General features: G+C 33.2%; 12 protein-coding genes and 1 other RNA gene. 8 read left to right on the forward strand and 5 right to left on the reverse strand.

The window, feature by feature from the left end:
- Positions 1–32: 32 nt before the first annotated feature.
- From C4S29_RS13845 to C4S29_RS13875, 6 genes are all read left to right on the forward strand, one after another.
- On the forward strand, positions 33–398 hold the full coding sequence (locus C4S29_RS13845) for a four helix bundle protein (RefSeq protein WP_103914704.1): 366 nt from the start codon (positions 33–35) through the stop codon (positions 396–398).
- The gene (metH, locus tag C4S29_RS13850) at positions 388–3,096 is read left to right on the forward strand and encodes a methionine synthase (RefSeq protein ID WP_103914705.1); all 2,709 of its coding nucleotides are present in this window, start codon (positions 388–390) and stop codon (positions 3,094–3,096) included. The genes C4S29_RS13845 and metH overlap by 11 nt, the downstream gene beginning before the upstream one ends.
- Before the next feature lie 26 nt (positions 3,097–3,122).
- Positions 3,123–4,499 (forward strand): Fic family protein, encoded by a 1,377-nt coding sequence (locus tag C4S29_RS13855; RefSeq protein ID WP_103914706.1) that lies wholly within the window; start codon positions 3,123–3,125, stop codon positions 4,497–4,499.
- A 6-nt stretch (positions 4,500–4,505) separates the two neighbouring features.
- Positions 4,506–5,462, forward strand: a complete 957-nt coding sequence (metF, locus tag C4S29_RS13860) for a methylenetetrahydrofolate reductase [NAD(P)H] (protein ID WP_103914707.1) — start codon at positions 4,506–4,508, stop codon at positions 5,460–5,462.
- 449 nt (positions 5,463–5,911) lie between these two features.
- On the forward strand, positions 5,912–6,241 hold the full coding sequence (locus C4S29_RS13870) for a hypothetical protein (RefSeq protein WP_103914709.1): 330 nt from the start codon (positions 5,912–5,914) through the stop codon (positions 6,239–6,241).
- 497 nt (positions 6,242–6,738) lie between these two features.
- Positions 6,739–7,152, forward strand: coding sequence for a hypothetical protein (locus C4S29_RS13875; protein WP_103914710.1), 414 nt, complete (start codon positions 6,739–6,741; stop codon positions 7,150–7,152).
- A 614-nt stretch (positions 7,153–7,766) separates the two neighbouring features.
- Here the strand turns inward: C4S29_RS13875 and C4S29_RS13880 are convergent.
- Complete coding sequence (locus C4S29_RS13880) at positions 7,767–9,143, reverse strand: alpha-amylase family glycosyl hydrolase (protein ID WP_103914711.1); 1,377 nt, start codon at positions 9,141–9,143, stop codon at positions 7,767–7,769.
- Positions 9,144–9,225: 82 nt separating this feature from the next.
- Positions 9,226–9,625, reverse strand: a transfer-messenger RNA (tmRNA) gene (ssrA, locus tag C4S29_RS13885).
- Positions 9,626–9,914: 289 nt separating this feature from the next.
- Between ssrA and C4S29_RS13890 the strand changes: the two genes are divergently transcribed.
- The gene (locus C4S29_RS13890) at positions 9,915–11,249 is read left to right on the forward strand and encodes a trigger factor (RefSeq protein WP_103914712.1); all 1,335 of its coding nucleotides are present in this window, start codon (positions 9,915–9,917) and stop codon (positions 11,247–11,249) included.
- Positions 11,250–11,958: 709 nt separating this feature from the next.
- On the opposite strand, the gene C4S29_RS13895 is transcribed toward C4S29_RS13890, so the two are convergent.
- Positions 11,959–12,543, reverse strand: a complete 585-nt coding sequence (locus C4S29_RS13895) for a DUF3109 family protein (RefSeq protein WP_103914713.1) — start codon at positions 12,541–12,543, stop codon at positions 11,959–11,961.
- A 236-nt stretch (positions 12,544–12,779) separates the two neighbouring features.
- Positions 12,780–13,685 carry a DUF6427 family protein gene (locus tag C4S29_RS13900; RefSeq protein WP_103914714.1) on the reverse strand — a complete coding sequence of 302 codons (906 nt, stop codon included), beginning with the start codon at positions 13,683–13,685 and terminating at the stop codon, positions 12,780–12,782.
- 42 nt (positions 13,686–13,727) lie between these two features.
- Between C4S29_RS13900 and C4S29_RS13905 the strand changes: the two genes are divergently transcribed.
- Positions 13,728–13,961: a hypothetical protein gene (locus C4S29_RS13905; RefSeq protein WP_103914715.1), complete on the forward strand. Its 234-nt coding sequence runs from the start codon at positions 13,728–13,730 to the stop codon at positions 13,959–13,961.
- An 86-nt stretch (positions 13,962–14,047) separates the two neighbouring features.
- On the opposite strand, the gene C4S29_RS13910 is transcribed toward C4S29_RS13905, so the two are convergent.
- A complete protein-coding gene (locus C4S29_RS13910) occupies positions 14,048–14,485 on the reverse strand; it encodes a universal stress protein (protein ID WP_103914716.1) in 438 nt (145 codons plus the stop codon).
- Positions 14,486–14,506 lie beyond the last annotated feature (21 nt).

Raw genomic sequence — 14,506 nt, forward strand, 5'->3', positions numbered from 1 at the left:
CAGTATTTTAAAATTTATTTAGTTAACAGTTTATGGAATTTATCAGTTTAGAGGTTTGGAAGGAAGCAAGGAAATTAACGAATTTAGTTTATGACAAGACTAAAGGGTTTCCTAAAGAAGAACTATTTGGTTTAATAAATCAGATTATAAGATGTGCAGTTTCAGTTCCTTCAAATATCGCAGAAGGTTGCGGAAGAAGAACGTCAAATGATACCATTCAATTTTTACATATATCAAGGGGTTCACTTTACGAATTGGAAACTCAGATTTATTTGTCATTAGATCAAAATTATATTTCGGAAATAGAATTTGCAGAGATATCGGATCAAATTTTATTATGCAAAAAACTTGTAAACGGATTTATCAATTATTATAAAAATTTGAACAATGGAAAATGATACGATAAATCTGACAACTATCAACCGACAACCGACAACCAGATTCCTTAAACTTTCTGGTCTCGAACCATTAATCATCACCCCAGAATCCAACTTTATTAATGTTGGCGAACGTACTAATGTTGCAGGTTCAAAGAAATTTTTGCGCTTAATAAAAGAAGAAAAATTTTCTGAAGCCTTGGAAGTGGCTTTGCATCAAGTAGAAAATGGTGCGCAAATTTTGGATGTCAATTTTGATGACGGTTTACTTGATGGCAAATACTGCATGGTAAAATTTTTAAATTTAATTGCTTCTGAACCCGATATATCCCGAATTCCACTAATGATCGATTCTTCTAAATGGGAAATTTTAGAAGCCGGTTTACAGGTTGTTCAGGGGAAATGTGTGGTAAATTCTATCAGTTTAAAAGGCGGCGAGGAAGAGTTTATTAAACAAGCAAAAAAAATAAAAAGATACGGCGCTGCAGTTATTGTGATGGCTTTCGACGAAAAGGGACAAGCCGATAATTATGACCGAAGAATAGAAATTTGCAAGAGAAGTTATGATATTTTGGTTAATGAAGTCCATTTTCCGCCTGAAGATATCATTTTCGATTTGAATATTTTTCCTGTTGCGACCGGAATGGAAGAACACCGCAAAAACGCTTTAGATTTTATCCGTGCTACAAAATGGGTTCGAGAAAATTTACCTTACGTTTCAGTGAGCGGCGGCGTTTCCAACGTTTCATTTTCATTCCGCGGAAATGATAATGTTCGGGAAGCGATGCATTCCGTTTTCTTGTATCACGCCATAAAAGCAGGAATGAACATGGGAATTGTAAACCCAAGTTTATTAACAGTTTACGACGATATCCCAAAAGAATTGCTGGATTTAGTGGAAGATGTGATGCTTGATAGAAGAGAAGATGCCACAGAGCGACTTTTAGATTATTCTGAACGTATTAAATCAGTCAAAAAAGATGTCGTAGAAGAACTGGAATGGCGCAAAAATTCATTACAAGATAGAATTACGCACGCTTTGGTGAAAGGAACGGATCGATTTATTATTGAAGATGTAGAAGAAGCAAGATTGCAATCTGCCCGACCTTTGGATGTGATTGAAATAAATTTAATGGCCGGAATGAGCGTTGTGGGCGATTTGTTCGGCAGCGGAAAAATGTTTTTGCCGCAAGTGGTGAAATCGGCGCGTGTGATGAAAAAAGCCGTCGCTTATTTGCAACCATTTATCGAAGCCTTAAAAGATGAAAAAGCAAAACCCAACGGAAAAATTTTAATGGCAACCGTGAAAGGCGATGTTCATGATATCGGGAAAAATATTGTGAGCGTGGTTTTGGGTTGTAATAACTATGAAATCATAGATTTGGGCGTGATGGTTCCGGCGGAAAAAATTATTGCAGCGGCGATTGAGCATCAAGTTGATGTAATTGGTTTAAGTGGTTTGATCACGCCAAGTTTAGATGAAATGGTGCACGTTGCAGATGAATTAGAGCGGCAAAATTTAAAATTCCCTTTGTTAATCGGCGGTGCAACCACTTCAAAAGCGCACACTTCCGTTAAAATTTTTCCAAAATATTCGCAAACTGTCGTTCATGTAAATGATGCTTCGCGTGCAGTCGGCGTTGTTTCGCAGTTATTAGATCAAAATCATTTAAAATATAAAGAAGAATTAAAATTAGATTATGAAGATTTTCGGCAGAAATTTCTCAACCGACAAATTGAAAAAGAATATGTGAAAATTGCAGAAGCACGCGCTCAAAAATTTGAAATCGACTGGCGACATGAAACAATTGCGAAACCCAATTTTCTAGGCATAAAAATCATTGAAAATCAGGATTTAGCAGAACTTTTACCATTTATAGATTGGTCGCCGTTTTTTCGTGCGTGGGAATTACATGGAAAATATCCGGAAATATTAACTGATGAAATCGTGGGCGAACAAGCGACAGAACTTTTTGCTGAAGCCCAGGTTTTATTAAAGAAAATTATTGACGAGAAATTATTTACCGCAAAAGGAATTTTTGGCATTTTCCCTGCAAATTCCAATAATGAAGATGATATTTTGGTGTTTGATGAAAAGGGAAAAACCTTTAAAAAATTCCATACTTTAAGGCAGCAATTAAAAAAATCGGCTGGGAAAAAATATTTTGCCTTAAGTGATTTTATTGCGCCAAGAGAATCCGGAAAACAAGATTATATTGGTGCATTTGCAGTAACTACGGGCTTTGGTTGCGAAGAATTTGCGCAAACTTTCTACGATAAAGGTGATGATTATAACGCAATCATTGTGAAAGCATTGGCGGACAGACTTGCAGAAGCCTTTGCAGAATTTTTACATTATAAAGTTAGAGCCGAATTCTGGGGTTATGCAGAAAATGAAAATTTGCCAAATGAAGATTTAATTGCCGAAAAATATTCCGGAATTCGTCCTGCGCCGGGTTATCCCGCTTGTCCGGATCATTTAGAAAAACCAACGATTTGGGAACTTCTGAAAGTAAAAGAAAATATTGGTTTGGAATTAACAGAAAGTATGGCGATGTTTCCGACTGCGGCAGTTTCCGGGTATTATTTTGCAAATCCGCAGGCGAAGTATTTTGGTGTGGGGAAAATAAAAGAAGACCAACTGAAAGATTATGTGGCGCGAAAAAATGTGGATTATGATTATGCTAAACGTTGGTTGAATCCGAATTTAGCGGATTAAATTGTATTTTTATAAAAAATTTAATTATGAAAAAATTTAGTGAATTTGAAAATTTAGAAGAGATAATATCTGTTGATGAACAAAAACTATCAATAGATCAATTTCGTCCTTTTTCAAAAGAAATGGAAGATAAAGTTTTTCAAAAATTAAAATTAGATTGGAATTATAATTCTAATGCAATTGAAGGCAACCAATTAAGTTATGGCGAAACTATTGCGTTTCTCAATTTCGGACTTACCGCAAAAGGAAAACCTTTTAAAGATCATTTGGATATAAAAGGTCATAATGAAGCCATTCAATTTATGCTTCAATTAATTAAAGAAAACCGTCCACTTTCGGAAAATGATATTAAAGATCTGCATAAAATTATTTTGGTAGAGCCTTATTTTTCTACAACAATTTCACCAGAAGGAATTGACTTTCAAAAGGAAATAAAAATTGGACAATACAAAACCTCGCCTAATCACGTAAAAACAATTTCGGGAGATATTCATTACTACACAAATCCTGAAGAAGTTCCTTTCAAAATGAATGAACTTTTAGAATGGTTGAAAGAAGCAGAAAAAGACAACTTACACCCAATTCTTCTTTCAGCAATTTTTCATCATAAATTTACAGCAATACATCCTTTTGATGATGGAAACGGAAGATTGGCAAGAATTATCAGCAACTTTATTTTGCTACAACATCAATATCCAGTTATTGTGATTAAAAATAAAGATAAAAATCAATATTATTCTGCCTTAAACATAGCAGACAATGGAATTTATAAAGATTTAATTTTATTGTTTGTAGAAAATATATCCCACAGTTTTAATATTTATGAAAAAGCACTTGCTGGAGAGAATATAAATGAACCAGATGATTTAGACAAAGAGATAGATCTTTTTACCAAAGAAATGAATGTTCAAAATATAAAAACGGTTGATTTTCAAGAAGATAAAGATTTTTTGATTGAAACTTACATAAGAGGTTTTTTTGAATATTTATTTCCTAAGTTAAATAAAATTGAGCAGTTTTTTCAAAATTTTTATGTGAATTTTAATAAAAAAAAATATGGATTTGTTAATTCTAACGATTTTCATTCAGTTGCTTTTAATAATTTATTGAAATTAAATAATTCTAAAGCAATATATAATTTTTGTTTTGAAGAAGCCGTTGCTGGAAAATATACTTTAGATTTTGAGATTATGTTTGAGTTTAAAAATAAGACTTTAGAAATTAATGTTTATAAATTTTATTCAGAAACTATGTTTGGTCTGATGAAAAATGAAATTTATTTAAAAGAAATTTTATATTCAGAAAATCCTCAGCCAATTTTTGAAGAAATTACCAAATTCATTATTAAATATCTAATGGATGAAATTAAAAATCATACAAAAGATGAAACGTCAGAAGCGTAATAAAATATGAAAATAACAGAACACATCAATAATTCAAAAGACAAAACCATATTTTCTTTTGAAATTCTTCCGCCTTTGAAAGGGCAAAATATACAGTCCATTTTTGATGCGATTGATCCTTTGATGGAATACGATCCAAAATTTATCGACGTCACTTACCACCGAGAGGAATACGATTATATCGAGCGCGGCGACGGACTTTTAGAAAAACGCGTCGTAAGAAAGCGCCCCGGAACTGTGGGAATTTGTGCCGCAATCCAAAATAAATACCACGTAGATGCGGTGCCACATATTTTGTGTGGCGGTTTCACCAAAGAAGACACGGAAAATTTTTTGATAGAAATCGACTTTTTGGGAATCGAAAATGTAGTGGCCTTACGTGGCGATGCGGTGAAAACCGAAACTTATTTCAGACCAGAAAAAGATGGGCATGCTTTTACAAAAGACTTGGTGAAGCAAATAAAAGCGATGAATTCGGGAGAATATTTAGATGAAACTTTGCAAAATTCTTCTTGCACAAATTTCGACATTGGCGTGGGAGGATATCCGGAAAAACACATGGAAGCGGCAAGTTTTGAGCAGGATTTATACCATTTAAAAAAGAAAGTTGAAGCGGGCGCAGATTATATCATCACGCAAATGTTTTTTGATAATCAAAAATATTATGATTTTGTAGATAGTTGCCGCGCAATAGGAATCACCGTGCCGATAATTCCCGGCTTAAAACCTTTGGTCACGAAAAGCCAATTGAGTATGATTCCGCATCGGTTTAAAGTAGATTTACCCAACGATTTGGTGATTGCTATTGCGAAATCTAAGGATAATAAAGAAGCCAAAGAAATCGGAATAGAGTGGTGCATAGAGCAAAGCAAAGATTTATTGAAAAATAAAGTGCCCGTTTTGCACTACTATTCTATGGGGAAAAGCGCTAATCTGGAACGTGTTTTAAAAGCGGCTTTTTAAAAAAATTAGAAGCCCGAAGATTTTAGTTTATTTTGAAGACTCTTCCTGCTTTCCATTACAATCTTTTTTGTCTCGTCTAGGGACGAGACAAAAAAGGATTTTCATTTCAATCAGGGCTATAAGTTCGTTTATTTTCCATCCCGATAAGAATTGGGAAAAAGAAAGAACACTTTTTTTATTAAATTTTAATACACCTTTCAATCTTGCACAGAAATATTTACCTAATAGCGCAGATTTGCAATCCGTGCTCGTAAAACTTACCATAAATAAACTTTTTTTTCTTACTTTTATTAAAAAAAATCACCAAAATTTAAAACAATAATAATTGATGATTTTGATGGGCAAACAATATGTTTACTTCGTCACGGTTCGTAAATACGCGACATTGGGTTTTTTAAGGCTCAAAGTCGGGAGACTTTGCGCAGCGGAAGAACATTTAAGTTTTAAAAATGCAATTTCTTAAAAACAATATTACTCATTTAATTATTTTCATCATGATAGTAATCGCCATCAATATTATTGCGAATTATTATGGTGGAGCAACCTTCCATAATATAACTTTAAAGAAAGAAGACTATAATGGAAAGGTTGTGGAAATATACACTGACTTAAAAAATCATAGTATTGACTATGCAATTTTGAAAAATGGTGAAAAAATATATTTAGGACATGTTTATAATCGCATTCAAGAAGGAGATTCGATTGCAAAAAATAGAAATTCCACTAAAATACAGGTTTTTAGAAAAGACAGCATTTTCTACATTGACTTTAAAGAATAGAGTTGGTAATGTTCTAAAGTTAGTGATAATTAAATTGTAGAAGATAAAGTATTGATAATCAGTAAAAAATAAAAATATGGTATTAAATAACAAGAGTATAATGTAACAAACTGGTATGAGTATCCCCCGCTGCGCAAAGTCTGTGACTTTGAGCCCGTAATAAGCAAAATCCGATGTCGCCGATATCGATAGCGCAGATTTGCAATCCGTGCTCGTAAAACATACCACAAATAAACTTTTTTTTCTTACTTTTATTTATAAAAAATTCACCAAAATTTAAAACAATAATAATTGATAATTTTGATGGGCAAACCATATTTTTAATTCGTAACGGTTCGTAAATCCGCGCCTTCGGTTTTTTTTAAGGCTCAAAGTCGGGAGACTTTGCGCAGCAGGGAAGCGGTTCATGGTAATTAATTTTTTTTATGAAAAATAAATCCACGCATTTTTTAATAATGTTAATCATATTTTTAATAGGATGTGAGAAAAAATCAATTATGTTTACCACTTTAGACAACCAAGTTGCCAAAGGGTATGACATGATAAATCTGAAAAATAAATTTCCTTTTAAATGGGATAAGATCATTTTTTCAAATAACAAAACCTTAATTGATAATAAATTAGGTTATGATTATCCATATTTAGAAAATTCATCAGAGGATGGTTTGGTTGGAGAAAGTATTATTTTTTTAAAAAATAATAAAATTGTACACCACGAAGATTCAAAATATAGTTATAGACTTTTTGACAAAGTTGATGGAGGATTTAATTTCGCTTTTTATAATTATAATAAGATTTATTGTGTAGATAGTGATTCCGCGAAGTACACTTTAAAAATATTAAATGCTAAGCAAGGAAGGATAATTTTGTTAATTCCAAAAGGAGTACGTTTCACAGGTTTCGATTATTAAAGTTGGCAATGATTCAAAGTTAGTTATACTAAATTTTTGGAATGTAAAGAACTGATAATCAGTAAATATAAAATAACAAAATTATTAAATAAGAGTAGAAATTTATTGAAAAATAGTATAACAATAATCCTTATCCCGCTGCGCAAAGTCTGTGACTTTGAGCCCGTAATAAGCAAAATCCGATGTCGCCGATATCGATAGCGCAGATTTGCAATCCGTGCTCGTAAAACATACCACAAATAAACTTTTTTTTCTTACTTTTATTTATAAAAAATTCACCAAAATTTAAAACAATAATAATTGATAATTTTGATGGGCAAACAATATTTTTAATTCGTCACGGTTCGTAAATCCGCGATATCGCGACAATCTTGCACAGAAATATTTTTTAAAATTACTTCCTTATTTTCAAGTTCAACATTCACTTCGGGAAAATTCCAGTAAAGACAATCGCAGGTTATTTATTTAAATTTTCTGGGGCGGTAATTTATATACTTTTAACTTTCAACGAATCGTCATTTACAGTATTTTCTACAATTTTTTCGTCTTTTTTAAAAGAATTTAAACAAAGAAAAAGAAGACAGAATAGACTAAAATATTTAATTCCCAGATATTTAATTTTTTACTAGAACTAAATAACTCCAAGGCTTCATCACCAAAGAAGTTTTATCTGTTAAATTATATTTTTTTTCCGAAAATAATTCGGTGTAATTTCCTTTGTAATAATGGGTATTTAAATCTACAGAAACGGTTTCATTAGAAAAGTTAAAAATCGGTAAAACAGCGTCGCCAGAACTTTCGCGGTAAATTGCTATTATTTTGTCTGGTTGGTTGTTCACAACACGAATCATTTCGCCACCATATTTTCCGTTCCAAAGTGCGTGGTTTTCATGTTTTAATTTGAATAATTTTTGATACATCGCATAATAAGGACTCGCTTTCCAAACAATCGGGTCTTTCTCGAAAAAGTTTAAACTTCTATCTAAACCGGCTTCTTGTCCGTTGTAAACGAGTGGCATTCCATTTACGGTTGCGGCAAAAACCATCGCCGTTTCTAGGCCTGCACCGAAATTTTTCTGTGGCGTTCCGTTCCAAGAATTCATATCGTGGTTATCTACGAAATTCATTTTGTAAGCATTTATAGGGAAAGTATTCACGTCGTGCGCCAGATATTCTACCAAATTGGCGATGCCTTTATTTCTGGTTGTGGCATCTTCCATTTTTTCAAATAAACTCCAAGAATATTCCATGTCGAAAGCGTTTTTCAGCAAATCTCTAGATTCCCATTCGGCGAGCATAAAAACGGGTTTTATTTCATCTAATTCTTTTCGCGCTTCGTCCCAAAAATCAACAGGAATAAAACCTGCTGTGTCGCATCTAAAACCATCAATATTGGTTTCGGTAATCCAATATTTTAAAGATTCCGTCATGTATTTTCGCAAGTTTGGGTTGTCATAATCAAAATCAATCACATCATCCCAATCGTACCACGGCGTTGGTTGAAAATTTCCTTCTCGGGTTTTGGTGTACCAATCTGGGTGCTCTTTTGCTAAAGGATTGTCCCAAGCGGAATGATTTCCTACCCAATCAATAATCACGTGCATTCCCATGTCGTGAATTTTATTAACTAAATTTTTAAAATCTTGCAGATTTCCAAATTCCGGATTGATGCCACGAAAATCTTTCACAGAATAATAACTTCCAAGACTTCCTTTTCTGTTTTTCTCACCAATTGGGTGAATTGGCATTAACCAAATAATATCAATTCCTAATTTTTTTATTCTCGGTAAATCATTTTCAACCGCTTTAAAAGTGCCTTCTTTAGAATATTGCCGAACATTAACTTCATAAATTGTTGCGTTTCTTGACCATTCTGGATGTGTAAGATTGACGTAAGGTTTTGGTTGGTATTTATCTAATTCATTTTTGCTTTGCGCATTAACAAAGGAAAAATTAAAAAGCAGAACAAGTAAAAAAATGCAGTGTTTCATAATCTAAAAGTATTTAAAATAAAGATATAAAAATTAGTTTGAAAAAAAATAGTCGACTCGCAAAAGTCGACTATTTTAAAAATGGTGGAGTTGGAGGGATTCGAACCCTCGTCCAAACAAGCAATACGTAAGATTTCTACATGCTTATTCTGTAATTATTTTTCGATTGCAAACAGAGCACAGACACCCAATTCGCAACTTATCTTCTTTGGTTTTCGATCCTGAACCGAAGTCTTTCAGAACTTATTTCCGCATTGCTATGCCTCAAAATCAAACGCCGCAGAACGAAGCATTTGGGAGACATCTTGCTTCCTTACTATACTTCGGGAAAGCGCAAAATCCTACTATAATTCAGATTATGCTGCAAGAGCAAACTCTTGGTCGCCAGTTAAAATTGTGTAGCAAGGGATTAAAGAGATCGCGCTACGGTTCTCTGCATGCTTACTTACCCATCGATCTTGCTGTCGAAACCAGTCAACCCCGATTTTTGTAAGACTACAAAGTTACGCATTTTTGTCTTTACCAGCAAAGACAAGCCATTGTTTGAAATTTATTTTTGGGCAAACATTTCACGCCTTCGAAAGCTTTTTCTTGTTTTTTTTATGGCAGACATTTCCGCCTTCCGTTCCCACTTCCGCCGCGGCGGAGAGTTCCACTCAAGTCGGGCTGCAAAGTCCGATAAAAAGATGTTTTTCTTTAAGAATTAGCGAAGTTTAATGCGAAATTTTAAATTAAATTTCTTACTTTTGCAACCTAAAAAAATTGAATTAAATGAACGTTACAGCGACCAATCATGATGATGTAAGTGCTTTGCTTACAGTAACATTAAATAAATCTGATTATAAAGAGAAAGTAGATAAACAACTGATGAACTACGCGAAAACAGCCACAGTTCCAGGTTTTAGAAAAGGAAAAGTGCCATTAAGCATGGTCAGAAAGCAATACGAAGCAGGAATTGCTTTTGAAGAAATCAATAAACAAGTTTCTGAAGCAATTAATAATTATAGCAACGAAAACAATTTAAGATTGATGGGCCAGCCAATTCCACAGCCTGTGAACGAATTGGATTATAATGCCGAACAACTATCTGTCGCTTTCGAAGTTGGCTATGAGCCAAACTTCACCATAGATTTAGCAAAATATGAAGCGCCATATTATAACGTAGAAGCCGGCGAAAAAGAAATTGGGCAAAGCATAGAAAATATGCAGAAAAGATTCGCAGAAAGAGAAGAAGTTGAAAAATTAGGAAAAGATTCTTTCATCACACTCGAAATAAAACAAGTGGTAGAAGAAACTGCAGAAGGAGAACACAACCACGCACCGAAAACTATTGCTATCAATAAAGACCAAAAAGAAGCGTACGGACTTGTAAAATCTTTAAACGTAGGTGATTCTGCAAAAGTATCCAAAGAAGATTTGCTTGCAAAAGAAGAATTAGCGAAAGAATTGGGTTTCAGCAAAGAAGAAGCAGAACACTTGCACCACAACGAAGTAGAAGTAACAGTAAAAGATTTTCACAATTTGAAATTGGCCGCGCTCGATCAAGATTTATTTGATAAAGTGTATGGTGAAGGCAATATCAAAACTGAAGAAGAACTAAAAGCGAAAGTAAAAACCGAGCTAGATGAATATTTTCAGCAAAATGCCGATGTACATTTTGTAAACAAAATATTAGAGCAAATTACCGAAAAAGAAGAAGTAAAACTTCCTGAAGCATTTTTGGTAAAATGGTTACTGTTTTCCAACGAGCAAATTCAAACAGAAGATCAAGCGAAACAAGCCTTGGAGCAAGAAAAAAATCAATTAAAACACCAAGTAATTGAAGGTAAATTAATGACAGATAACGACATTAAAATTGATTATACTGACGTTTTACTTCAAGCAGAGCAATTGGTGAGAAACCAGTTGGCGATGTATGGCATTCACCAATTACCAGATTCTGAAGTGCAGAAATATGCCGTAGAAATGTTGAAAAATGAAGAGCAGGTTCGTCAGATTTCTGGTGAAGTAGCAATGTCTAAATTAAAAGACGTTATTCTGGAGAAAGCGACAAAAAAAGAAAGCAAAATTTCCCATGATGAATTTTTAGAAGAACTAAAAAAATAATTCTTTCTAAAAAATATTAGCAAAAACCACCGAAATTTTCGGTGGTTTTTTGTTTCACAGAAGTATCAAGAAAAAGAATAAATCTGCGAGAACAATAAAAAGAAAAAATCTGTGCAAATCCGTGAAATCCGTGCGCATAATTTCACAAAGGTTTACACAGAAATAATGCTTGAAGAAAAAGAAAAAATCTGCGTTATCTGCAAAATCTGCGAGAGTAAAAAAAATAAAAAAAACCGTGGAAATCTGTGAAATCCGTGCGCATAATTTCACACAGATTTCACAGATTTTCACAGAAATAATGCTTTAAGAAAAAGAAAAAAATCTGCGTTATCTGCAAAATCTGCGAGAGTAAAAAAAATAAAAAAAACCGTGGAAATCTGTGAAATCCGTGCTCATAATTTCACACAGATTTCACAGATTTTCACAGAAATAATGCTTTAAGAAAAAGAAAAAAATCTGCGTTATCTGCAAAATCTGCGAGAGTAAAAAAAATAAAAAAAACCGTGGAAATCTGTGAAATCCGTGCGCATAATTTCACAAAGATTTCACAGATTTTCACAGAAATAATGCTTTAAGAAAAAGAAAAAATCTGCGAGATCAATAAAAAGAAAAAAATCTGTGCAAATCCGTGCGCATAATTTCACAAAGATTTACACAGAAAGAAAAGAAAATCTGCGTTATCTGCAAAATCTGCGAGAAATTTTAAAATCTATTTCCCATATTCCTTCTGCCATTCATCCGCCGCATCACACAAAGTATTATAAAATTCCTCACCATATTTGCGGATAAGTGGCGTTTTTAAGAACTTGTAAACTGGCACTTGCAATTCTTTACCCAAAACGCAAGCATCGCTGCAAATGTCCCATTCATGGTAATTCATAGCCACAAAAGTAGAATATTGATTGGCTCTAATCGGATATAAATGGCAAGAAATTGGTTTTTGCCAATCTACAGCACCGTCTTCATAGGCTTTTTCAATGCCACATTTTGTAATTCCTTTTTCGTCAAAAACTACATAAGCGCACTCTTTTCCTTCAATCATCGGTGTCACAAAATCATTATCACTTGGATCCAAAGTCCAGGCGCCTTGCTCTTCTAAAGCTTTCACACCTTCTGGGCGCAAATACGGTTTCACTTGCGGAAAAATTCTTTCTAAAATTTTCGTTTCGTACTTTTCTAAAGGCGCACCTACATCGCCTTCCACGCAGCACGCACCTTTACATTTACTTAGATTACAAACAAATTGCTCGGTAAACAAATCCTCTGAAATCAACTTATCGTCTATCTGAATCATTTTTTTTATTATTTAGAAAAGTTTCTGGCATCGCCGAAAACTTATTTATTTAATTTTATTTGGGCAGCTTTTTACTACGTTGAAAGCCTAGTTTTTATATTTTTTTTGGCAGACATTTCCGCCTTCCGTTCCCGCTTCCGCCGCGGCGGAGAGCTACACTCAAGTCGGGCTGCAATTTTTCGAAATTTTCAACTTTGTTTTTTTTTATAATATATTTTCATTTTAACAAAGACAAACTAAAACAACTCAAAATAACCACCTATTTTAAACAAAACGGCGAAGAAAATCAGCAACCAAATCCCTGTTTCGCGCATCCAATATTTTGGCAAAAATCTTAAATATCGTGCAAGTATAATGCTCATTGGCAAGGCAAGAAATAGTAAATATTCATAATTTTTTCCCATGTACAAAGTTATCGTAACCAATTGTGCCAACGTGAAAATTAAAATAAAACTATACTTAAAGCGACTTGCTAAACTTTTTTTATTAAAATTATTAAAATGATCTATAATTGCTAAAATTAATAGCAATACAATTGGAAGCAACAAATACAAAGGGTAAAAATCATTAATTAATTGAAAATTCCTAAACGGGAAATAACGAGAATCCCAAGAATTATAATTTAAGAGAAACATCACGCTGAAATAACTGATGCCAATTAATACGCCTCCAAAAAAAAGATTGAATAAATCTAAACCTATTCGTTTAGAAGTTCCCAAGATATGCAAAATCACAAAGAAAATAAGTGGCCAAGTACTGGGCAAAAAGATAAAATTAATAGCCAGTAAAGCGCCAATTAGGGGGTAGGAATGTTTTCTCACATCATCGTCTGTTGATGTCAGAAATAAAAGTAAGATTGAATTTGTAAAAAGTGATACAGAAATGCCAATGTCTAAATCGCCAGGAAAAAAGGAAAAAATAAAAAAAGTATAAAGAAAAAGTGGCAGATGCGTTTTATAATTGAGTTTTATTTGGTTGAATATAAAATATCCCAAAGCAATTCCTATAAAATTTACAATTGCAGAAAATAAGTTTAAAGCATTAATATTCAGTGCATTAAATACTGATAGAACCATCAGTAAAAATGCCATATAAACAGGTATTGAAAATATATTGCTTTCTTTAGAAAGTAATCTAAACATTTTTTATAAATTTGTGCAAAGTTAATTTAAAATAGAAAAAAAATGACATCTTTCTGGTTATTCTTAAGTAGTGTATTTAAATGGAGTTTCGGCTTTTTTGATTTTGCCGGAAATGTGCTCAATTGGGTTTTATTCTTTGTTGCAGTAGGCTTTTTTTGTTTTTGGTGCTACGTGCTTATCTCTAAATTAGGAAATAATACGGATAAAGAATATACAAATGATACCTACGGAAAACATCCTTATTACGACCCAAAAATTTATAGTAAAAAAGACTAAAGTAAAAAGTTATAAATAAATAATTGATTCATAAAAAACCCGTCCCGATTAATATCAGGACGGGTTTTTTAATCTTTTAAATCTTGTTAATTATGCATCGGAATTACCAACACCGGTATTTCTGACCGCCGCGTTAATTCTTTAGTTAAACTACCAACAAACACGTCATACATATTGCTTCTGCCGTGTGATCCCATCACGATGTAATCTGCATTTTTTTCCGCGGCATACTCCAAAATAATATCGCCAGCAACGCCTTGTTTCATAAGATGCTCACAATCTACATCTTGAGCGATTATTCGCTGTTCCAAATTATTGAGTTCTACCAGTTCTTGTTTCACTTCATTTTGCTCCACTTCGGGGAAATATTGAAATCCCATGTCCCCAATTGCAAAACCGATGTCTGTAGGTGCAACGTGAATTAAAAATATTTTGCCACCACAAGTTTTCGCAAATTTTATAGCGCCTTCCAACAATTTATCTGTTGAGTCGCTAAAATCGATTGGTAATACAATATTTATCATTTGTTCTAATTTTTATATACT

Source organism: Halpernia humi (assembly GCF_900108025.1).
Classification (GTDB): domain Bacteria; phylum Bacteroidota; class Bacteroidia; order Flavobacteriales; family Weeksellaceae; genus Halpernia; species Halpernia humi.